This is a genomic window from Stenotrophomonas mori (assembly GCF_023556335.1).
In the GTDB taxonomy this organism is placed as follows: Bacteria; Pseudomonadota; Gammaproteobacteria; order Xanthomonadales; family Xanthomonadaceae; genus Stenotrophomonas; species Stenotrophomonas mori.
Genome location: NZ_JAIKTS010000005.1, coordinates 1 through 21,271 on the forward strand (window position 1 = coordinate 1; position 21,271 = coordinate 21,271).

16 protein-coding genes, 1 rRNA gene and 2 pseudogenes are annotated in these 21,271 nt (G+C 70.9%); 9 read left to right on the plus strand and 10 right to left on the minus strand.

All coding sequences use genetic code 11. The annotated features are described in order from the left end of the window. Nucleotides 1–95, plus strand: a 5S ribosomal RNA gene (gene rrf / locus K5L01_RS12970); the annotation flags it as partial. A gap of 66 nt (nt 96–161) precedes the next feature. Here rrf and K5L01_RS12975 read toward each other — a convergent pair. The 4 genes and pseudogenes from K5L01_RS12975 to K5L01_RS12990 all read right to left on the minus strand — a co-directional run. Then, nucleotides 162–341: pseudogene (locus K5L01_RS12975) on the minus strand (methylglyoxal synthase); the annotation flags it as partial. A gap of 1,115 nt (nt 342–1,456) precedes the next feature. Further along, nucleotides 1,457–1,828 (minus strand): annotated as a pseudogene (locus K5L01_RS12980) (H-NS histone family protein); the annotation flags it as partial. A gap of 302 nt (nt 1,829–2,130) precedes the next feature. Beyond that, nucleotides 2,131–3,822 (minus strand): proline--tRNA ligase, encoded by a 1,692-nt coding sequence (locus K5L01_RS12985; RefSeq protein ID WP_250064994.1) that lies wholly within the window; start codon nt 3,820–3,822, stop codon nt 2,131–2,133. 76 nt (nt 3,823–3,898) lie between these two features. After that, nucleotides 3,899–4,279: a DUF4124 domain-containing protein gene (locus K5L01_RS12990; protein WP_250064996.1), complete on the minus strand. Its 381-nt coding sequence runs from the start codon at nt 4,277–4,279 to the stop codon at nt 3,899–3,901. A gap of 81 nt (nt 4,280–4,360) precedes the next feature. Between K5L01_RS12990 and pssA the strand changes: the two genes are divergently transcribed. From pssA to rimI, 3 genes are read left to right on the plus strand one after another with little or no spacing between them, the layout of a single operon-like run. Further along, the gene (pssA, locus tag K5L01_RS12995; RefSeq protein ID WP_250064998.1) at nt 4,361–5,140 is read left to right on the plus strand and encodes a CDP-diacylglycerol--serine O-phosphatidyltransferase; all 780 of its coding nucleotides are present in this window, start codon (nt 4,361–4,363) and stop codon (nt 5,138–5,140) included. A gap of 56 nt (nt 5,141–5,196) precedes the next feature. Then, on the plus strand, nt 5,197–5,610 hold the full coding sequence (locus tag K5L01_RS13000; RefSeq protein WP_250065210.1) for an alanine acetyltransferase: 414 nt from the start codon (nt 5,197–5,199) through the stop codon (nt 5,608–5,610). After that, nucleotides 5,607–6,104 carry a ribosomal protein S18-alanine N-acetyltransferase gene (gene rimI / locus K5L01_RS13005; RefSeq protein WP_425603897.1) on the plus strand — a complete coding sequence of 166 codons (498 nt, stop codon included), beginning with the start codon at nt 5,607–5,609 and terminating at the stop codon, nt 6,102–6,104. The genes K5L01_RS13000 and rimI overlap by 4 nt, the downstream gene beginning before the upstream one ends. Before the next feature lie 42 nt (nt 6,105–6,146). On the opposite strand, the gene K5L01_RS13010 is transcribed toward rimI, so the two are convergent. The 5 genes from K5L01_RS13010 to K5L01_RS13030 form a co-directional block, all read right to left on the minus strand. Then, complete coding sequence (locus tag K5L01_RS13010) at nt 6,147–6,968, minus strand: EamA family transporter (protein WP_250065211.1); 822 nt, start codon at nt 6,966–6,968, stop codon at nt 6,147–6,149. Nucleotides 6,969–7,060: 92 nt separating this feature from the next. Then, complete coding sequence (locus tag K5L01_RS13015) at nt 7,061–9,976, minus strand: valine--tRNA ligase (RefSeq protein WP_250065001.1); 2,916 nt, start codon at nt 9,974–9,976, stop codon at nt 7,061–7,063. A 31-nt stretch (nt 9,977–10,007) separates the two neighbouring features. Continuing rightward, nucleotides 10,008–10,196 (minus strand): YqaE/Pmp3 family membrane protein, encoded by a 189-nt coding sequence (locus tag K5L01_RS13020; protein ID WP_250065003.1) that lies wholly within the window; start codon nt 10,194–10,196, stop codon nt 10,008–10,010. A gap of 10 nt (nt 10,197–10,206) precedes the next feature. Then, nucleotides 10,207–10,629 carry a DNA polymerase III subunit chi gene (locus K5L01_RS13025; RefSeq protein ID WP_250065212.1) on the minus strand — a complete coding sequence of 141 codons (423 nt, stop codon included), beginning with the start codon at nt 10,627–10,629 and terminating at the stop codon, nt 10,207–10,209. Between the two features lie 91 nt (nt 10,630–10,720). Continuing rightward, nucleotides 10,721–12,208: a leucyl aminopeptidase gene (locus tag K5L01_RS13030; RefSeq protein ID WP_250065005.1), complete on the minus strand. Its 1,488-nt coding sequence runs from the start codon at nt 12,206–12,208 to the stop codon at nt 10,721–10,723. 105 nt (nt 12,209–12,313) lie between these two features. On the opposite strand from K5L01_RS13030, the gene lptF reads away from it, so the two are divergent. After that, the gene (lptF, locus tag K5L01_RS13035) at nt 12,314–13,396 is read left to right on the plus strand and encodes an LPS export ABC transporter permease LptF (RefSeq protein ID WP_250065006.1); all 1,083 of its coding nucleotides are present in this window, start codon (nt 12,314–12,316) and stop codon (nt 13,394–13,396) included. Next, nucleotides 13,393–14,499, plus strand: coding sequence for an LPS export ABC transporter permease LptG (gene lptG, locus K5L01_RS13040; RefSeq protein ID WP_250065007.1), 1,107 nt, complete (start codon nt 13,393–13,395; stop codon nt 14,497–14,499). Before lptF ends, lptG begins: the two co-directional genes overlap by 4 nt. Here the strand turns inward: lptG and K5L01_RS13045 are convergent. Then, nucleotides 14,480–14,968, minus strand: a complete 489-nt coding sequence (locus K5L01_RS13045) for an RDD family protein (protein ID WP_250065009.1) — start codon at nt 14,966–14,968, stop codon at nt 14,480–14,482. The two genes, lptG and K5L01_RS13045, sit on opposite strands and share 20 nt — an antisense overlap. 71 nt (nt 14,969–15,039) lie before the next feature. Between K5L01_RS13045 and xerD the strand changes: the two genes are divergently transcribed. The 3 genes from xerD (at nt 15,040) to purL (ending at nt 21,269) form a co-directional block, all read left to right on the plus strand. Next, complete coding sequence (gene xerD, locus K5L01_RS13050; protein WP_250065010.1) at nt 15,040–16,026, plus strand: site-specific tyrosine recombinase XerD; 987 nt, start codon at nt 15,040–15,042, stop codon at nt 16,024–16,026. A 427-nt stretch (nt 16,027–16,453) separates the two neighbouring features. Then, nucleotides 16,454–17,221: a DsbC family protein gene (locus K5L01_RS13055; RefSeq protein WP_250065011.1), complete on the plus strand. Its 768-nt coding sequence runs from the start codon at nt 16,454–16,456 to the stop codon at nt 17,219–17,221. Nucleotides 17,222–17,387: 166 nt separating this feature from the next. Beyond that, nucleotides 17,388–21,269, plus strand: coding sequence for a phosphoribosylformylglycinamidine synthase (gene purL, locus K5L01_RS13060; RefSeq protein ID WP_250065013.1), 3,882 nt, complete (start codon nt 17,388–17,390; stop codon nt 21,267–21,269). Nucleotides 21,270–21,271: the final 2 nt, after the last annotated feature.

Consider the following 21,271-nt stretch of genomic DNA (forward strand, 5'->3'; position numbering starts at 1 on the left):
GGAACCACCCGATCCCATCCCGAACTCGGAAGTGAAACGCAGCTGCGCCGATGGTAGTGTGGCTCAAGCCATGCGAGAGTAGGTCATCGCCAGGGTTTTTACCCAAAAAGCCCCGCTGCTCATGCAGCGGGGCTTTTTCCTGTCCGGAACCTGCCGGATCCCTATCCCCGGCCCGCCAGCCGCAGCGTCGCCGCCTGTGCCCAGCGCTCGGCGATCGCTGGCGCCGTCAGGCACACCGCCCCGGCACTCATCGTCGTCACCGCACGCTCCAGCAACTGGATGTCCGCCTCGTGCTGGCGCGCCACGTGCGGATCCTCGAAAAAAATCGTCCGCTGATAACGTCAGCCAGGCATCCTGGTGCCGGGAGACGCGGGACCGGCTTGGCCGATCGTGAGGCCAGGGGTTTCGTATCAATCCAGGGTGGCCGGCGCCTGAGTGCTCCGTGTGCCGTGTGGCGTGCTGTGGAAGCGTCGCTGTAGCGATTGCCGCCCGTTGCTGCGGGTGTCTGCCGCTGTATCCACCTCAGGAACGCCACGGCGCTCTTCACGAAAGGCGGCGCAATGAAAGCCGGGGCGGGTCGGGTTGGCGGGGGAGGGAGCGGCGGGGCTGGCCGGCGTGACAGCGGCGCGGGAATCTCCCCTGTGCAGAAGCGCGACGGGCAGGCATGCCAGGCGGCCTGAAATCCGCCTGACCAGACGGTGGTGTAGGCCCTGCATAGCGCCCGATACGTCGTGGAATCGGCTGGCCGGGGAAGCGGAGGCGTCCGCAGGAAGAGGCGACGATTCACCCTGAGCCATCTGCCGTCAAAGTACGGGCGACCGATGAGCAGCAGACCCCTTTGGAGCCGCCTTTCGAGCGGTATCGCCATCGAAGAAAGCGGATTCGATGGGGATATTCCGTCGTACGTTCAATCGAAAGCCGCTGTGCAGCGGGCTGAACGTCCATTGGGCCCTGCACGGAAATACCGGTGTGGGTTACCGGGAACAGGTCGGCTTTCGCGCGGATAGGGACAAGTACGCCCTGACGTATGCATGTCCAGAAGCCGGATCCGCGAATATCCAGGGCAATCGGCCGTGTCGGGTAGCCGGTGTAGTGCCCGACAATCCGGGGAGAGGGAGGAGGGGCTTATAAGGGGGCGGCAAGTGAGCAGCCTGGCGGCTCGTGTAGGCCCCATCGCTTAGCGAGGGAGGGGGGCGGAAGTCCGTTTAGATGTCTGGATAGCGAAAGGCTGCGCGCTGGTACTAGCCTCTGCCTGAAATCATTGTGGGCCTGCCAGGGAATTGGGAGGCAGAATCAACCAGGGGGAAGAGATATATTCTTGCCCCTCTGAGTGAATCGGCTTCCTCGCAGGAAAGCGCGAGGGCAGCGCTGCCTGGAGCCCTGGAATCCGCTGTTCCCGGAAACAAGAACGCCGGCGGAGGCCGGCGTTCTTGAAGCGGAAAGAAATCCCGGCTCACTTCTCGATCAGGAATTCCTCGACCGTGCGGCCACCGGCGGTGTACTCGGCCAGCCAGCGCGGCTGCCGGCCACGCCCGGTCCAGATATTCTCCGCATTGGCGGGATCGCGGTACTTCGGCGGCACCTTGGTGCCCTTGGTCGCGCTCTTGGCCGGTACCTTGGTGGCACGTGGTGCGCGCGTCGCCTTGACCGCCGCGCCGCTCCCGAACAGCTCCTCGATGGTGTAACCGGCCTTCTCGGCGGCCTTCACCAGCTGGCTGCGGACCTTGGAGATGGGCTGCCGCTTCGCCACCACGTTCTTGCGCTTCTGCGCGTCGCGGATAAGGGAGGCCAGCTCTTTGGCCGACAAACCTGACAGGTCGATACTCATCGAATCACTACTCCGGATAATGGGGATTTGAAATCGCCAATCCGTGGCCCTGCGGGAAAGGATACGGGGAATACCACGGTGCCTGCAAATGATATTACCTGCACCGCAGCGATTCCATGACGCCCCGTTCACGGTATCCCCGGGTCGTACCGGTCATCGGGAAGGGCGGCGGGGCACGGTAATACCCCTGAAACAAGCCGCCCTTACAGCCTGCAGGGTCATTCCCGGCAGTTGGAAATGGAAGGTTCCGAGCCGCGAGGGGCCGGTATTCCGGCCGCCCCCTGCGCTACCGGCCGGCAATATCAGCCGACGATCCGCCGCAGCACTGCGGCTCGGTCCAGATTCTCGCTTTCGGCGGCGGTGCGCGAGCGGTATTCGAACGTCCCCGCGGCCAGGCCGCGTTCCGACACCACGATGCGGTGCGGAATACCGATCAGTTCCATGTCGGCGAACATGGCGCCGGGCCGCAGGCCGCGGTCGTCCAGGGCGGCGTCGATGCCGGCCGCCTGGAATTCGGCGAGCAGCGCGTCGGCGGCGTCGCTGACCGCGGCGTCGCGTTTCGGATTGATCACGCAGACCACCGCCTGCCAGGGAGCCATCGCCACCGGCCAGAGGATGCCGGCATCGTCGTGGTTCTGCTCGATCGCGGCGGCCACGATGCGCGAGACACCGATGCCGTAGCAGCCCATCGCCATCACCGCGGCCTTGCCGTTCTCGTCGAGTACGGTGGCCTTGAGCGCGGCGCTGTAGGTGCGGCCCAGCTGGAACACGTGGCCGACCTCGATGCCGCGGGCGATCTTCAGTTCGCCGCCATCGCGGGCGCGGTCGCCGGCCCTGACATTGCGGATGTCGGCCACTTCCGGTTCTTCCAGGTCGCGTCCCCAGTTTACGCCGGCGAGGTGGACGCCCTTCTCGTTCGCGCCGACCACGAAGTCGGCCATCGCCGCGACGTCGCGGTCGGCGACCACGCGGATCCCCTTGCGCGGCTGGACCGGGCCCAGGAAGCCGGGTTCGCTGCCCAGGTGGTCGACGATCTCCGCTTCGCCGGCCATGCGGAAGCCGGCCAGGCCGGGCACCTTGGCCAGCTTGATCTCGTTGACCTCGTGGTCGCCGCGCACCAGGGCCAGGACGAAGCCGTCCTCGCTCATCAGCGCCACCGACTTCACCGTGCGCTGCAGGGAGATGCCCAGCAGTGCGGCGACGTCCTCGCAGGTCTTCTGGACCGGCGTGTCCACCTTGCGCAGGGCCTCGGCGGGGGCCGGGCGGGCTCCCGGGTCGGCGGCGACCGCGGCCTCCATGTTGGCGGCGTAGTCCGAGCCGGTGGAGAACACCAGCGCGTCCTCGCCGGAGTCGGCGATCACGTGGAACTCCTGCGACGCATCACCGCCGATGGCGCCGGAGTCGGCCTGGACCATGCGGAAGTCCAGCCCGAGGCGGGTGAAGATGCGGCTGTAGGCCACCTTCATGTTTTCGTATTCGCGCACCAGGTCCGCATCGTTCAAGTGGAACGAATAGGCGTCCTTCATCAGGAATTCGCGCGAACGCATCACCCCGAAACGCGGACGGATCTCGTCGCGGAACTTGGTCTGTATCTGGTAGAAGTTCACCGGGAGCTGCTTGTAGCTGGACAGCTCTTGGCGCGCGAAGTCGGTGATGGCCTCCTCCGCGGTCGGGCTGTAGCAGTACTCCTGGTCCTTGCGGTCGCGGATCTTCAGCAGCTGGTCGCCGAACTTCGTCCAGCGCCCGCTTTCCTCCCACAGCTCCTTGGGCTGGATGGTCGGCAGCTGCAGTTCCACCGCACCGGCACGGTTCATCTCCTCGCGGACGATGGCCTCGACCTTGCGCAGCACCCGCAGTCCCAGTGGCGACCAGCCGTACAGGCCCGATGCCAGCTTGCGGACCATGCCCGAACGCAGCATCAGCTTGTGGCTGACCAGCTCGGCATCGGCCGGGGTTTCCTTGGTGGTGTGCAGGTGGAAGCGGGAAAGGCGCATGCGGGGAGACTTCACGGAACGGCGGACCGTCTATTCTGCCAGAAGCCCCGCCGCGGCAAGCGATGCGCCTGCCGGCCTAGGTCGTGCAGTGGACCGCCACGGCGGCCTCGGCGAGCTGCCGGTGCGCGGCGCGCTGGGTATCGTCCAGCGGCGTGTCGGGCTTGCCGTCGCCGTCGGTGTCCTGCATCACGGGGCGGTCGCCGGCCAGCAGCTCCAGGTTCTGCCGCGCCGAGGCGCACTGCGGCGAGACCGCGTCCGCGGGCGTTTCGGCCTCGGCCGGAGCCTGGACGCCGGTGGTGGCGATATGCCGGGTTTCATAGGCCTGCCCTGTGGGCGGGCGTTCCGAATACTGGGTCACGCCATTGGCGTCCTTCCATTTGTAGAGGGGCCCGGCAAGGGCGGCGGGGACGGTGCCGGCCAGGAGCAGCAGGCAGCAGAGGGCAGGCAGGGCGCGCATGGCGACTCCGGAAGGGGCGGCTGGGCGGACATCGATTGCAGCACCCGGTGACGCGGCTGGCAAGTCGATTAAACTGCGGGCATGGACGAAACCAGACCTCCGCCGCGTTCGCGCAGCATCTACCTGCTGCCGAACCTGTTCACCACCGCCGGCCTGTTCGCCGGCTTTTACGCCATCATCGCCGCCTCCAACGGCGATTTCGTCAACGCCAGCGTCGCCGTGTTCGTGGCCGCGGTCATGGACGGGCTGGACGGGCGCGTGGCGCGCCTGACCGGCACCAGCAGCGAATTCGGGGTGCAGTACGACTCGCTCGCGGACCTGGTGAGCTTCGGCATGGCGCCGGCGCTGGTGATGTACCACTGGGCGCTGTCGTCGCTGAAGTTCGACAGCGACGTGATGGGGCGGGTCGGCTGGCTGGCGGCCTTCCTGTACGCGGCCTGCGCGGCGCTGCGCCTGGCGCGCTTCAACACCCAGGTGGGCACCGTGGACAAGCGCTGGTTCGTCGGCCTGGCCAGCCCCGCGGCGGCGGGATTGATGATGTCCTTCGTCTGGGCGTTCGCCGACGGCGGCCTGGGCTGGAGCGGCGAGGAGCTGCGCTACGTGGCCCTGGTGGTGACGATCGTGGCCGGCCTGCTGATGGTCAGCCGGATCCGTTTCTGGAGCTTCAAGGGCGGCGGCGAAAAGGGCCCGCGTTCGGAGCGCGTGCCCTTCGTGGTGCTGGCCCTGGTGCCGATCATCATCGCCATCATGGTCGTCGACCTGCCGCGGACGCTGTTCGTGGTGGGCCTGTTGTACGCGGTTTCCGGACCGGTCATGTGGCTGTGGCAGCGCGGGCGGTCGTCCGCCGGCAAGGCGCCGTGAACGCTGCCGGCGCGCCGTCGCCGTGGTCGCCGCAGCAGCAGGCGTGGCTGCAGGCCATGGGGCATGCGGTGTACCTGGAAGGCGGGGCGCTGGCGGGGCCGTGGCCATTGGCTGCCGCGCGCGGTACGCCGGCCAGGGACGTTGTCGTGGACGCCCCGGAAGCCGCGGCGCTGGACGCCGGCCGGCCAATGCGCCCGGAAGCGGTGCCGCCGCGGCGCCCGCCGCCGGCCCCCGAGGTGATGGCGCAGGCAGCGGCGTCCACGCTGCCGGCGGCCCGGCGCGGGAGTGGACCGCGCCTGCCCGATCGCCTGCAGATCGCGCTGCTGCGGGCGTCCGGCTGCAATCCCAGCGATCCGCGGACGCGCGAACTGATGGACAGCTGGCCGCTGGATGCGCTGCGCGCCAGCCCCGCGGCCAAACGGGCCCTGTGGCCGCAGCTGCGCGCCCTGCGGCGGAAGCAGCGGCAGTGAGTGCGGTGGCGGCGGTGCCGGCAGCGGTGCTGCGGCCCATGCACGAGGGTGACCTGGAGGCGGTGATGGCGATCGAGCTGCGCGCCTACCCCTTTCCCTGGACCCGCGGCATTTTCCAGGACTGCCTGCGCGCCGGCTACTGCGGACAGGTGCTGGTCGGCCGCGACGGCCTGCTGGGCTACGGGATGCTGAGCGTGGCCGCCGACGAAGCGCATGTCCTCAACGTCTGCATCGACCCGGCGCGCCAGTCGCACGGCCATGGGCGGCGGTTGCTGCGCGCCCTGGTACAGGAGGCGCGCGTGCGCGGCGCGGCGCGGGTGTTCCTGGAAGTGCGCCCCTCCAACACCGCGGCCATCGCGCTGTACCACAGCGAGGGCTTCAACGAGATCGGCCGCCGTCCGCGCTACTACCCGGCAACGTACGGGCGCGAGGATGCCCTGGTGATGGCGACCGAACTGGTGGACGACGACCTGCAGGCGATGCCGCCGCTGTAACCCAGGCGCGGCTGATGCCTCGCGGTGGCCGCCGCCCGGCGCTCAGGCCAGGCGCAGCGCAAGCACCCCGGCGAGGCACAGGCCGGCGCCCAGCCAGCGCTGGCGTGGCACCCGTTCGCGCAGCAGCGCCACCGAGATCAGCAGGGCGAACAGGATCGACGATTCGCGCAGTGCCGCGACCATCGCCACCGGCGCCCGGGTCATGGCCCACAGCGCCACCGCGTACGCAGCGGTGGTGCCCAGACCACCGGCCAGGCCCAGCGGCCAGTGGTGGCGGGCATGCGCCAGCGCCGCGTCCCGCCGTGAGTGCAGCACCCACAGCGGCAGCGGGAGGCCGGACAGCAGGAACAGCCACAAGGTGTAGCCCAGCGCGCTGCCGGACTGGCGTGCGCCCTGCGCGTCGACCAGGGTGTAGCCGGCGATCACCGCGGCGGTCAGCAGCGGCAGGCCGAACGCTCGCCCGCGCGCGCCCCGGGCCATGCACAGGATGCCGGCACTGACCAGCAGCACGCCCAGCCAGGCCGTCGCCGGCAGCGGTTCGCCCAGCATGCTGGCGGCCAGCGCGACCAGCAGCGGCGCGCAGCCGCGCATTAGCGGATAGGCCAGGCTCATGTCCCCGTGCCGGTAGCAGCGGGCGACCAGGGTGTAATAGGCGACCTGCAGCAGCGTCGAGAGCGCCAGCCAGGGCCAGCTGTGGGCGGACGGCGCGGGCACGAAGGGCAGCGCGGCGGCCGCCAGCAGCGCGGCACTGCCGGTGACCAGCGCGGTGCCGAGCAGGGCGTCCGTGCCGTGCTTGACGATGGCGTTCCAGCCGGCGTGCAGGGCGGCCGCGGCCAGGACCAGGAAGAAGAGCGAGAGCGGCATCGCCGGAAAGGATGCCATGCCGGACCGGCGGTGCGCGGCCATGGGCGCCCGCCGGCACCGTGCGCCCCAGCCGGTGGCGCACGGCACACGGGTTACAGTTTGGCGCGCTGCTCCTGCAGACCGGCGAGCTGGCTGTTCCAGTCGGCCAGGCGGCCCCGCTCCTGCTCGACCACCGCGGCCGGCACCTTGTCGGTGAACCGGGCCAGCTTGGTCGCGCTCTTTTCCTTCTCCGCCGCGACGCGGGCGATCTCCTTGTCCAGGCGCGCGCGCTCGGCATCCAGGTCGACCAGGCCTTCCAGCGGCACCAGCAGCCGGAGCTCGCCGACGATGGCGGCGGCGGCCGGTGGCGCGGGCATCCCGGCGTCCAGCCATCCGGTGCTTTCCAGCTTCAGCAGGAAGCGCAGCTGCGAAGCGAAGCGCCGGGTGCGGTCGCGGTCGCTCTCCTGCCCGCCCTGCAGCAGCAGGCGCACCTGTTTGGACGGCGGGACGTTCAGCTCGCTGCGCACCCGGCGCAGGGCGCTGACCATGCTCTTGAGCCATTCCACGTCGGCGTCGGCCCGGGCATGGTCGCCGGCGAACTCCGCGGCGGTCGGGTAGGGGCGCAGGCACAGTGTGTCGCCGGCAAGCCCCAGCCGCGGCGCCACCTGCTGCCACAGCTGCTCGGTGACGAACGGAATCAGCGGGTGCAGCAGCCGCAGCACCGCCTCCAGCACGTAGAGCAGGGTGTGGCGGGTGCTGGCCGCGTCGTCGGCGTCGTCGCCGTTGAGCGCCGGCTTGGTCAGTTCCAGGAACCAGTCGCAGAACTCGTTCCAGACGAATTCGTACAGGCACTGCGCCAGCAGGTCGAAGCGGTAGCCGGCGAAGTGCTGCCTGGCCTCCTCGGCCACCCGCGCCAGGCCGGCGAGGATCCAGCGCTCGGCGTCGGTGCGCGGCTGCGGCGCGCCGTCGAACCGCGCGCCCTCGGTGTTCATCAGGGTGAAGCGGCTGGCGTTCCACAGCTTGTTGCAGAAGTTCTTGTAGCCCTCGGCGCGGCTCATGTCGAACTTGATGTCGCGGCCATGGGTGGCCAGTGCGGCGATGGTGAAGCGCAGCGCGTCGGCGCCATGGGCGGCGATGCCGTCCGGGAATTCCCTGCGGGTGGCCTTCTCGATCTTCTCGGCGGCCCGTGGCTGCATCAGCCCGCGGGTGCGCTTGGCGACCAGGTCGTCCAGGGCGATACCGTCGATGATGTCCAGCGGGTCGAGCACGTTGCCCTTGGACTTGGACATCTTCTGGCCCTGGCTGTCGCGGATCAGGCCGGTGAAGTAGACGTCCTTGAAGGGGATCTTCCCGACCAGGTCGTCGGTGGCCATGATCATGCGCGCCACCCAGAAGAAGATGATGTCGAAGCCGGTGACCAGCACCGACGACGGCAGGTAGCGGTCGAAGCCGCGCGCGGCCATGGCCGCCTCGTCCGGCCAGCCCAGCGTGGAGAACGGCCACAGCTGCGAGGAGAACCAGGTCTCCAGCACGTCGCTTTCCTGGCGGAGCGGATAGCTCTCGGGAAGCCCGTTCGTGGCACGGACTTCTTCCTCGCTGCGGCCGACGAAGATGCGGCCCTGCTCGTCGTCGAACCACGCGGGAATACGGTGCCCCCACCACAGCTGGCGGCTGATGCACCAGTCCTGGATGTTGCCCATCCAGTGCCGGTAGGTATTGATCCAGTTCGGCGGCACGAAGCCGACCGCGCCGCTTTCGACCAGCGCCAGGCCGCGTTCGGCCAGCGCGTCCATCTTCACGAACCACTGGTCGGTCAGGTAGGGCTCGATCACCTGGCCGGTGCGGTCGCCGCGCGGCACCTGCAGCTTGTGCGGCCGGGTTTCGACCAGGATGCCCTGGTCCTCCAGCTCGGCCAGCACGACCTTGCGGGCCTCGTAGCGGTCGAGTCCCGCGTACTTCTGGAGGCCGACCACGGTCTTCACGGGACCAAGAAGCTTCACGTCGCCGCCGGGAGGGGACTGGTTCAGCGGGTCGATGCAGCTGCTGGTGGAAAGGATCTTCGCGTCGGGGGTGAAGATGTTGATCGGCGACGCCATCTCCTCCTGGTGGCGCTGCCACACCGCGTAGTCGTTGAAGTCGTGCGCGGGCGTGACCTTGACCACGCCGGTGCCGAAGGCCCTGTCCACGTAGTCGTCGGCGATCACCGGCACGCGGCGGCCGGTCAGCGGCAGCACCACCTGCCTGCCGACCAGGTGGGCGTAGCGGCCGTCGTCCGGGTGCACCATCACCGCGGTGTCGCCCAGCAGGGTCTCCGGACGGGTGGTGGCCACCACCAGGTAGTCGCGGGTCTCGCGCAGGGTCTCGTTGCCGTCGGCGTCATGCTCGACGTGCTCGTAGCTCAGGCCGTCCTCCAGGCGGTAGGCGATCGACCACAGGAAGCCGTCCTCCTCCACGCTTTCCACTTCCAGGTCGGAAATGGCGGTCTTCAGCACCGGATCCCAGTTGACCAGGCGCTGCCCGCGGTAGATCAGCCCCTGCTCGTGCCAGCGCACGAAGGCCTCGATCACCGCCGCCGAGGGCTGCGGGTCCATGGTGAAGGTGCTGCGCGACCAGTCGGCGGAGGTGCCGAGGCGGCGCATCTGGCCTTCGATCACGTTGCCCGAATGCGCCTTCCACTCCCACACCTTGGCGATGAAGCCGTCACGGCCCAGCGAGTCGCGGGTCTCGCCCTTGCCTTCCAGTGCCAGGTTGCGGCTGACCACCATCTCGGTGGCGATGCCGGCGTGGTCGCTGCCGACCTGCCACAGGGTGTCGTAGCCGCGCATGCGGTGGTAGCGGATCAGTGCGTCCATCAGCGTCTGCTGGAACGCATGGCCCATGTGCAGGGTGCCGGTCACGTTCGGCGGCGGCAGCAGGATGGTGTAGGGCTCGCCCTTGCCGGACGGCTTGAAGTGGCCGGCCTTTTCCCACGCGTCGTACAGCGCGGTTTCGAAGGACGTGGGGTCGTAGCTGGAGGCGAGTTGGGTCATGCGGGAAACCGGGTGGCAGCGTGGGAGGGCGTCAGCGGCCGAAGGCGCGCTTGATCTTCTGGTCGGTGTGGTACTGGCTGACCGCGTAGGCGGCCCAGATGGCGGCCGGCACCCAGCCGATCAGGGTGATCTGCAGGACCAGGCAGACGATGCCCGAGACCGGCCGGCCGATGGTGAAGAAGGCCAGCCAGGGCAGCAGCAGGGCGATGAGCAGGCGCATGGCGGGGGCCTTACATGTCGTGTTTGGTGAGGGTGTAGCCGGCGGCCTTGTACTGGCGCCAGCGCTCGCGCAGCGGCTCGCGGGCCGCCGGGTCGGCGGGCACCACTTCCAGCACCCGCTCGCAGCCGCCCAGCCAGGGCTCATCGCGCAGGTTGATGACCAGCGGGCGTTCCGGCGCATCGGCGCCCGGCGCGGCGATCAGCACGATGGCCTCCTCCTCGTCGACATCCTCGCCGACGATCTGGTGCGGGATGTAGGCGTCCGGGTCGAACGACCACAGCAGTTCGTCCAGCTCCTCGGCCTGGGCCGTGTCGCGGGCCAGCACCAGCGTGTACAGGCCGCCGTCGTTGGCCTTGCGGGCGAGCTCGCACACCAGCTTCAGGGGTTCGGCCAGGAAGCGCGGCTTGGCGATGAGGTAGAAATCGGCGCGGATGCTCAAGGCGGGAAAACCGGGTCAGGAAAGGGGGCGTGGCGGGGAAGGAGCGGGGGACGCAGGCGGCCCCCGCCCCGGACCGGGCGCCGGCTCAGCCGGCGCGGTCCAGCAGCCACTGGCTCAGCAGGCCGACCGGGCGGCCGGTGGCCATGCCGCGCTTGCCTTCGTCGCTGGCCACGCCGGCGATGTCCAGGTGCGCCCAGCGCTGGCCTTCGGCGAAGCGCGACAGGAAGCAGCCGGCGGTGATCGCACCGGCCCAGCGGCCGCCGATGTTGTAGACGTCGGCGAAGCTCGAATCCAGCATCGGCTGGTACTCGTCCCACAGCGGCAGGCGCCAGGCGCGGTCGAACACGTGCTCGCCGGCGGCCAGCAGCTCGTCGGCCAGGTCGTCGTGCTTGCTCATCAGGCCGGCGGTCTGGTGGCCCAGGGCGACCATGCAGGCGCCGGTCAGGGTGGCGACGTCGATCAGCGCGGCCGGCTCGAAGCGCTGCGCGTAGGTCAGCGCGTCGCACAGGATCAGGCGACCCTCGGCGTCGGTGTTGCCGACTTCGATGGTCTTGCCGGACATCGAGGTGATCACGTCGGACGGGCGGTAGGCGTTGCCGTCGATGGCGTTCTCCACCGCCGGCACCACCACCACCAGGTTCAACGGCAGCCTGGCCTTCACGGCGGCCACGAAGGTGCCGATGACGTTGGCACCGCCGCACATGTCGTACTTCATCTCCTCGATGCCGCCCTGGGTCTTCAGGTTGACGCCGCCGGTGTCGAAGGTGATGCCCTTGCCGACCAGCACGTAGGGCTTGGCGGCGGCGCCGTCGGCCTGCGGCAGGCCGGTCCACTTCAGCACGACCAGGCGCGGGCGGTTGGCCGACCCGCGGGCCACGGCCAGCAGCGAGCCCATGCCCAGGGCCTCCATCTGCTGCTCGTCCAGGATCTCGGCCTGCGCACCGTCATGTTCGGCGGCGAACGCGACCGAGCTTTCCGCCAGGTAGGCCGGGGTGCACAGGTTCGGCGGCAGGTTGCCCAGCTCGCGGGCATATTCCACGCCGGCGGCAATGGCCTGGCCGTGGGCCAGCGCAGCGGTGTCGTCGCCGCTGACCGCCAGGGTTTCCAGGCCCGGGGCATCGGGTTTCTTCTGGCCCAGGGTGGCGCGGTAGCGGTAGCAGGCGTGGTCGGCGGCGATCACCGCCTGGCGGATGTTCCACGCGGCGTCACGGCCCTTCACGTCCAGCTCGGGCAGGGTGAGCAGCGCGCTGCGGGTGGCGCCGCTGCGCAGCGCCCGGGCGGCGTCGCCGACCGCCTTGATGTACTGGGCCGCGCCGAACCTGGCCGGTTCGCCCAGGCCCACCACCAGCACGCGCGGAGCGGCCACGCCGGCCAGGTCATGCAGTACGGTGGTGCTGCCGGGCTTGCCGCCGATGTCGCCGCGCTCCACCAGCGCCGCGAGGCGGCCGCCGGACGCGCTGTCCAGCGCCTGCGCGGCCGGGGCCAGCGACTTGTCGGAAAAGGCGCCGACGATGACGCAATCGACGGTGGCGGAGGCCGGGGCGGCGTGGTTCAGGGTGAATTGCAGAGACATTGATCAGATTCCATTGCCAAATCCGTACAATCGCGGACGGTTCCCGTCCCGCCAGACCGGCCGGGCGCGCCGCGAACGAAACCAAGAGTCTAAACCACCCACCCCATGGCGAAGCTTGACCGCTACCTGCTGAGCGACTTCATCCAGAGCTTCCTGGCCACCCTGGCGGTCCTGCTGGTGGTGAGCGTGGGCGGGGTCCTGGTGGACATCCTGGGGCGCATCGCCGACGGCCGCATGCCGGCCGGGCTGCTGCTGTCGCAGCTGGGCCTGCAGTTCATCGTCTACCTGCCGATCATCCTGCCGCTGGCCCTGCTGCTGGGCCTGTCGCTGGCCATCGCCCGGCTCTACCGGGACTCGGAGATGGCGGTGCTGACCGCGGTGGGGGTCGGCCCCCGGCGCCTGCTGCGGCCGATCCTGGCGGTGGTGGCCCCGGTGGTGGGGATCGTCGGCGCCTGTTCGCTGTGGCTGGGGCCCTGGGCCGACCGCACCAGCGAGGCGATGATCGACCGCGCCAGCCGCAGCGTGGCCCTGGCCGGGCTGGAGCCGGGGCGTTTCACGCCGCTGTCCGGCGGCGGCATCGTGTACCTGTCCTCGCTCAGCGAGGACGGCCGGACCATGGGGCGGGTGTTCATGCAGCGGCAGAAGGACGGGCGCATCGACGTGGTCACCGCCAAGCAGGGCGCGATGCGCCTGGGCGAGGACCGCGAACGCTACCTGCGGCTGGAGGACGGCTACCGCGTCGAAGGCCCCGCCGACGGCGCGCTGGACTACCGCCTGATGCGCTATGCCAGCAATGAAGTGGCCCTGCCCGACCGCGACGAGCCGGTCGGCAAGGACGATCCGGAGATGCTGCCGACACTGCGCCTGCTGGGCGATCCGCGGCCGGAGGCGCAGGCCCAGCTGCATTGGCGGATCACCCCGCCGCTGCTGGCGCTGGCCTTCGCGCTGCTGACCCTGCCGCTGTCGCGCAGCGCGCCGCGGCAGCAGCGCTACGGGCGGATCATGCTGGCCTTCCTGGCGTACGTGGTCGGCATCAACCTGATGATCCTCGGCCGCCAGTGGCTGAGCGCGGGCAAGCTGCCGGCGGTGGCCGGCATGTGGTGGCTGAGCCTGCCGCTGCTGCTGCTGGCCGGCTGGCTGTATGCCCGCGACGGGCGGCTCGGGCGCCGCCGGAGCACGGGCGCATGACCCTGCGCCCGCGCATCCACGATGTCTATGTCGGCCGCGCCGTGCTCGGCGCGGTGCTGCTGGTGTGGGTCGTGCTGCTGGGGCTGGACGCGCTGTTGTCGCTGTCCGGCGAGGTGCGCAACATCGGTACCGGCAGCTACACCTTCGGGCACGCCCTGGCCTGGACCGCCTACACGGTGCCGCGCCGCGCCTACACCCTGTTCCCGATGGCCGCGGTGATCGGCGCGCTGATGGGCCTGGGCCAGCTGGCGGCGACCTCCGAACTCACCGCGCTGCGGGCGCTGGGGCTGTCGCGCCGGCGCATCGCCTTCTCGGTCGCCATCGCGCTGTCGCTGCTCACCGTGCTGATGGTGGTCAACGGCGAGACGCTGGCGCCGCGGGCACAGGAAAAGGCCGACGCGCTCAAGGCCAGCGCCAAGTCCGACACCGACATCGCCATGGCCCGCTACTTCGGCCTCTGGGCGCGCGAAGGCAACACCTTCCTCAACGTGCAGAGCGGCGAGGAGCAGCTGCTGGACGACGGGCGCACGCGCCTGCTGCTGCACGAGGTGCGCCTGTACACGCTGGACGAGGAAGGCCGCCTGGCGCAGTTGACGCATGCGCAGAGCGCGCGCCACGACGACGACGGCTGGACCCTGCACAACGTCCGCCACGACCGCTTCGGCGAACGCTCGGTCACGCGCGAGAGCGTGGACAGCGAGCGCTGGGACTCGGCGCTGGACGCGGCGGTGGTGGTGTCCGGGCTGTCGCGGCCGCGCAGCCTGAGCGCCGCCGAGCTGCGCACCAGCATCGAATACCGCCGGCGCAACGGCCTGGACGCGCGCGACTACGAAGACACCTACTGGGGCCGCTGGTTCTACCCGGTCAACGTCCTGGCCCTGTGCCTGGCCGCGGTGCCCTTCGCCTTCGGCTCGCTGCGCAGCGGCGGCATGGGCAAGCGGCTGTTCCTGGGCATGCTGTTCGCGCTGGGCTTCCTGCTGCTGCAGATGTTCTTCGGGCGCATGGCCGGCGCGCTCAAGTTCGACTACCGCCTGGCCTACGCGCTGCCGCCGGTGGTGATGCTGGCGGTGTCCAGCTGGCTGTTCAGGCGCCGCTCGAGCTGACGCCCGGCGGCCGGGGACGGTGGACCAGGCGGGTGCCGCTCAGGCGGTCGTGCAGGGTCAATCCCTGCCGGTCCAGCAGCGCCCACCAGAATCCCAGGCCGCCGCACAGCAGCGACAGCGTGCCGACCGCATAGCGCCCCCACAGCGCGCCCATCGATGCCGCGCCGTCGGCGCCGTGCACGTGCAGCCGCCAGGGACGCATGCCCAGCGTCTGCCCGCCGCGTTTCCAGCTCAACGTCGCATACAGCCCGGCGACCGCCCAGCAGCCCAGCCACAGCAGCCATTGCAGCGGGCTGTACGGGGCGATGTTGTGGCGGGCATCGCCGCTCAGCGCCACGTCCAGCAGCGTGAACGGCACCGCGGTCAGCATCCACAGCGCCAGCACCGGCCACAGGTCGTAGAACAGGGCCAGCAGGCGCCGCAGCAGCAGCGGCGGGGTGCGGAGCGGGGTGTCGGCGGTGGCGCTCATCGGGCGAGCATACGGGCTGCGGCCGGCGATGTGGATGGGCGGCGGCGCCGGCAGGCTCTATCCTGCGGGCGATGGAACCGCCCTCCACCGCCGCCGAACGCCGCCGCCGGGTGATGCAGCTGCCCGCGCTGGACGCACGCGACGGCGCCGACATCCAGCGCTTTCTCGATGCGCTCTGGGCCGAGCAGGGGCTGGCGCGCGCGACCCTGGACAGCTACCGCCGCGACCTGGAGGGACTGGCGCGCTGGCTGGCCGCGGAGGCCGGCGACGGCACGCGGCTGGCGACCACCGACCGCGCCGGGTTGTTCGGCTACCTGGCCTGGCGCACGCGCCATGGCTGGTCGCCGCGCAGCAACGCGCGGCTGCTGTCGGCGCTGCGCGCGTTCTTCGGCCATTGCCTGCGGCGCGGCGAGCGCAGCGACGATCCGTCCGCGCTGCTGGCGCCGCCGAAGCTGCCGCGGCCGCTGCCCAAGGCCCTGGCCGAAAGCCAGGTCGAGGCCCTGCTGGCCGCGCCGGATACCACCACCCCGGAGGGCCTGCGCGACCGTGCGATGCTCGAACTGATGTATGCCGCCGGCCTGCGCGTCAGCGAGCTGGTGGACCTGCCGGCCACTGCCGTGAACCTGCGCCAGGGCGTGCTGCGGGTGACGGGCAAGGGCAGCCGCGAGCGCCTGGTGCCGCTGGGCGAGGAATCCCGGCACTGGCTGGAGCGCTACCTGGCGCAGTCGCGTCCGCTGCTGGTGGCCGGCAAGGCGGTGCAGGCCACCGTCCACGGGCAGGTGCCGCTGTTCCTGGGCGCGTCGCGCAAGCCCTTGAGCCGCCAGCAGTTCTGGTCGCTGGTGAAGGCCTGCGCGGTGGTGGCGGGGATCGACCCGGCGCGGGTCAGCCCGCACGGCCTGCGGCACAGCTTCGCCACCCACCTGCTCAACCACGGCGCCGACCTGCGCGCGCTGCAGATGCTGCTCGGCCACAGCTCGCTGTCCACCACCCAGATCTACACCCTGGTCGCGCGCGAGCACCTGCAGAAGCTGCACCGCCGGCATCACCCCAGGGGGTGAGCCGGGCCGCCCGCGCACCGATGGCGCATGGCCTGGTGAACGCCCGGCCGCGTCCGGCGGGACGCTGGACGTCGGCAGCCCCATCGCGCCACGCCCGGGCCCGCCCGCAGCCGGGGAGGCTTGCGGCGGAGTCCGGGGCCGGCAGCGCCGGGCATCGCGGGCCGAGCGTGTCCGGGAGGCCCCACGGGCACCGCCCGCCCGGCGAACGCGCGCAGTGCCACGGTCCTGCGGCCGCGGGCAGGATCGCGCGGAGATGGCAGCCCTGCTGCGCCGACCCGCGCAGCGGCGCGGCACCCGGGCGCAGGCCCCGGCGGGAAGTGGCCGGGGCGGGGAGGCTGGCGCTGCCGCCCCGGGCCCCTGGACGCTCCCGGTCACCGGGTATGCGAGAATCGCCCGGTTTTCCGCCTCCTTTTTCCCTGGATTCCCCATGCTCCGAATCGTCTTCGCCGTGCTGCTCGGCGCGATCAGCCTGACCGCCTGCGCGCAGCAGAGCGCCGCCCCCGCGGCCGCGGGCCCCGGCGATGCGGCCGTCGAAAAGCGGGTGCGCGATGCGCTCAAGCAGCTGGATCCGGACTTCAACCCCGAATACATCGGCGCGGCGCCGTTCCCCGGGTTCCGGGAAGTGGTGGTGTCCGGCCAGGTGCTGTACGTCACCGACGACGGCCGCTACCTGATGCAGTCGCAGCCCTACGACATCGAGCGGCGCGCGATGGCCACCAGCGAAGGGCTGCTGACGCACCGCCGCGGCCTGCTGGCGACCCTGCCGCATTCGGACCGGATCGTGTTCGCGCCGCCGAATGCGCGCTACACGGTCAGCGTGTTCACCGACGTCGAGTGCGGCTACTGCCGCAAGCTGCACCAGGACATCGCCGAGCTGAACCGCCAGGGGATCGCGGTGGAGTACCTGGCATTCCCGCGGATGGGACTGGGCAGCAAGGACTACACCGACATGATCTCGGTGTGGTGCGCCAGCGACCGCAAGGCGGCGCTGACCGCGGCCAAGTCCGGGCGGCCGGTGGCGCCGGGCAACTGCACCAACCCGGTGGCGATGCAGTACCGCGTGGGCCAGCAGCTGGGGGTCAACGGCACCCCGGCGATCTTCGCCGCCGACGGCAGCCAGCTGGGCGGCTACCTGCCCCCGGCGCAGCTCAAGGCGGCGCTGGATCGGCTGCCCGGCGCCGCCGCCGGCCGCTGACCCGGACCGGAGGCGTCGGCCGGCCACGCCACAGGCATCGGTCCCGGCGGCCACGGGCGGGTGCCCGGCCGGTGCCGGGCAGGTGCGGCGGCGACCGCCCGCCGGACCCGGCAAGGGGCCGGCTCCAGTACAATGGCGGGCCGATTCCCACCATGGTTTCCCGGACATGATCGTCCTCGAGGGCGCAGCCGCCCTTTCGCCGTTCCGCCGCGAACGGCTTGAATCCCGCCTGCAGTCCATCGCCGCCGACCTGCGCATCACCGGGGCCTGGCACGTCTACTTCACCCAGGCCGCCGACCCCGGCGCGGTCGACACGGCCGTGCTCGGGCGCATCCTGCAGGGCCAGCCGCAGGCGGCCGGACGCGACGCCGGCGCGGTCTCGCGCTATGTGGTGCCGCGGCTGGGCACGCTGTCGCCCTGGTCCAGCAAGGCCACCGAGCTGGTGCGCGGCGCCGGCCTGCCGATCCAGCGCGTCGAGCGCGGTACCCGCATCGACCTGTGCGGCTGGCCGGCCGATCCGGCGCAGCAGGCCGCGGTGGCCAGGCTGCTGCACGACCCGATGACCCAGTCGCTGCTGGAGGACATCGGCGACGCCCGGGCGCTGTTCGCGCACCTGGCCCGCGGCCAGCTCGAACGCATCGCCCTGGACGACCTGGAGGCGGCCAACCGGCGCCTGGGCCTGGCCCTGGCCGAGGACGAGATCGACTACCTGCGCCAGCGCTACGGCGAGCTGGGCCGCGACCCGTCCGACGTCGAGTTGATGATGTTCGCGCAGGCCAACTCCGAGCACTGCCGGCACAAGATCTTCAACGCCAGCTGGACCATCGACGGCGTCGAGCAGGACCGCTCGCTGTTCCGGATGATCAAGCACACCCACCAGCAGACGCCGCAGTACACGCTCAGCGCCTACAGCGACAACGCCGCGGTGGTCGAGGGCGCGCCGGCCGCGCGCTACCGCCCGGATCCGGCCAGCGGCAGGTACCGCAGCGAAGCGGTGGTGCCCAGCGCCTTCCAGATCAAGGTGGAAACCCACAACCACCCGACCGCGATCGCGCCGTTCCCGGGCGCGGCGACCGGCGCCGGCGGCGAGATCCGCGACGAGGGCGCGACCGGCCGCGGCGGCAAGCCCAAGGCCGGGCTGACCGGCTTCTCGGTCTCGCACCTGCGCATCCCGGCGCTGCCACAGCCCTGGGAAGCGCCGCGCGCGCTGAACCCGCGCATGGCCCCGGCGCTGGAGATCATGCTCGACGGCCCGCTGGGCGGGGCGGCCTTCAACAACGAGTTCGGCCGCCCGAACCTGCTGGGCTATTTCCGCAGCTTCGAGCTGCCGGAGGACGGCATCACCCGCGCCTACGACAAGCCGATCATGCTGGCCGGCGGCCTGGGGGCGATCGACCGCGTGCAGGTGGACAAGCTGCCGCTGCAGGAGGGTGATGTGGTCATCGTGCTCGGCGGCCCGGCGATGCTGATCGGCCTGGGCGGCGGTGCCGCCTCGTCGGTGGCCTCCGGCGAGAGCGCCGAGGACCTGGATTTCGCCAGCGTGCAGCGCGACAACCCGGAGATGGAGCGCCGCTGCCAGGAAGTGATCGACCGGTGCGTGGCCATGGGCGGCGACAACCCGATCAAGTTCTTCCATGACGTCGGTGCCGGCGGCCTGTCTAACGCGATCCCGGAGCTGCTGCATGACTCCGGCGTCGGCGGGGTGATCGACCTGCGCAAGGTGCCCACCGACGATCCGTCGCTGTCGCCGCTGGAACTGTGGTGCAACGAGTCGCAGGAACGCTACGTGCTGGGCATTCCCGCCGCGCGCCTGGCCGAGTTCGGCGCCCTCTGCGCGCGCGAGCGCTGCCCGTTCGCCGCGGTCGGCATCGCCACCGCCGAGCAGCGCCTGGTCGTGGCCTACGGCGCGGCCCCGGGCAACATCCCGGCCGATGCCCCGATCGACCTGCCGATGGACGTGCTGTTCGGCAAGGCGCCGAAGATGCACCGCGAAAGCACGCACCCGCCGGCGCCCCGCTGGCCGGCGCTGAAGACCGCCGGCATCGACCTGCGCGAGGCGGGCCTGCGCGTGCTCGCGCATCCCACCGTGGCCGCCAAGAACTTCCTGGTGACCATCGGCGACCGCAGCGTCGGCGGCCTGACCGCGCGCGAGCAGATGATCGGCCCCTGGCAGCTGCCGATGGCCGACGTGGCCATCACCCTGGCCGGTTTCGACACCTACGCCGGCGAAGCGATGGCGCTGGGCGAGCGCACCCCGCTGGCCCTGCTCAATGCCGCCGCATCGGCACGCATGGCGGTGGGCGAAGCCATCACCAACCTGTGCGCCGCGCCGGTGACCGCGCTGGATACGATCAAGCTGTCGGCGAACTGGATGGCCGCCTGCGGCCACGAGGGCGAGGACGCGCTGCTGTACGACGCGGTCAAGGCGGTGGGCATGGAACTGTGCCCGCAGCTGGACATCAGCATCCCGGTGGGCAAGGACTCGCTGTCGATGCAGGCGCAGTGGCAGGCCGAGGGCAAAACCGAGAAGTCGGTGTCGCCGGTGTCGCTGGTGATCTCGGCGTTCGCGCCGGTCGCCGATGCGCGCGGCCAGCTGACCCCGCTGCTCGACCGCGAGGCGGAAAGCGAGCTGTGGCTGATCGGCCTGGGCGCCGGCAAGCAGCGCCTGGGCGGGTCGATCCTGGCGCAGACCCAGGCCGACCACAGCGCCCTGCCGGCCTTCGCCGGCGAGGTGCCGGACCTGGACGATCCGCAGCGCCTGCGGGCCTTCTTCGAGCTGATCCGCGATGCACGCGAGGCCGGCCTGCTGCTGGCCTACCACGACCGCAGCGACGGCGGCGCTTTCGCCACCCTGTGCGAGATGTCCTTCGCTTCGCGCCTGGGGCTGGACATCGTGCTTGACGCCTGGGGCGACGATCCGTTCCGCAGCCTGTTCAACGAAGAGCTTGGCGCGGTCGTGCAGATCGCCCGCGAGGACCGTGCCGCGTTCGCCGACCTGGTCGAGCGCCACGCCCTGACCGAATGCGCACAGCGCATCGCCCGGCCCACCACCGCGCCGACGGTGCGGGTGCAGCTGGGCGGCGACAGCCTGGCCGAATGGCGCTGGGAAGAGCTGTTCGATGCCTGGTGGTCGGTGACGCACGCGATGCAGCGGTTGCGCGACAACCCCGACGCCGCCGACCAGGAACACGCCGTCGCGCGCCGTTTCAGCGCACCCGGGCTCAAGCCCAAGCTGGCATTCGACCCCGCCGAGGATGTCGCCGCGCCGTTCATCGCCAGCGGTGCGCGGCCGAAGGTCGCGATCCTGCGCGAGCAGGGCGTGAACGGCCAGATCGAGATGGCCAACATCTTCGAGCGCGCCGGGTTCGACGCCTACGACGTGCACATGAGCGATCTGATCGAAGGCCGCACGCGGTTGTCCGATTTCCGTGGCCTGGCCGCCTGTGGCGGCTTCAGCTACGGCGACGTGCTCGGCGCCGGCCGCGGCTGGGCCACGTCGGTCCTGGAGCGTCCGGCCCTGCGCGAGGCGTTCGCCGCGTTCTTCGCGCGCGCGGACACCTTCGCGCTGGGCGTGTGCAACGGCTGCCAGATGATGAGCCAGCTCAAGGACATCATTCCCGGCGCGGAGCACTGGCCGGTGTTCCTGCGCAACCGCAGCGAGCAGTTCGAGGCTCGCACCGCATTGCTGGAGGTGGTGGAGTCGCCGTCGATCCTGCTGCGCGGCATGGCCGGTTCGCGGTTGCCGGTGGCGGTGGCCCACGGCGAGGGCCGTGCGGCCTTCGCCAGCCCGGTGGACCAGGCCGCGGCGCGGGTCGCGCTGCGCTACGTCGATGGCGACGGGCGCGTGGCCGAGACGTATCCGCTCAACCCGAACGGGTCGCCGGACGGCATCACCGGCCTGACCACCGCCGACGGCCGGGCGACCATCCTGATGCCGCATCCGGAGCGCACCCCGCGCAGCCTCAACCTGAGCTGGGCGCCGCCGGCCTGGGGCGAGGATTCGCCGTGGCTGCGCATGTTCCGCAACGCGCGGGTGTGGTGCGGCTGAGG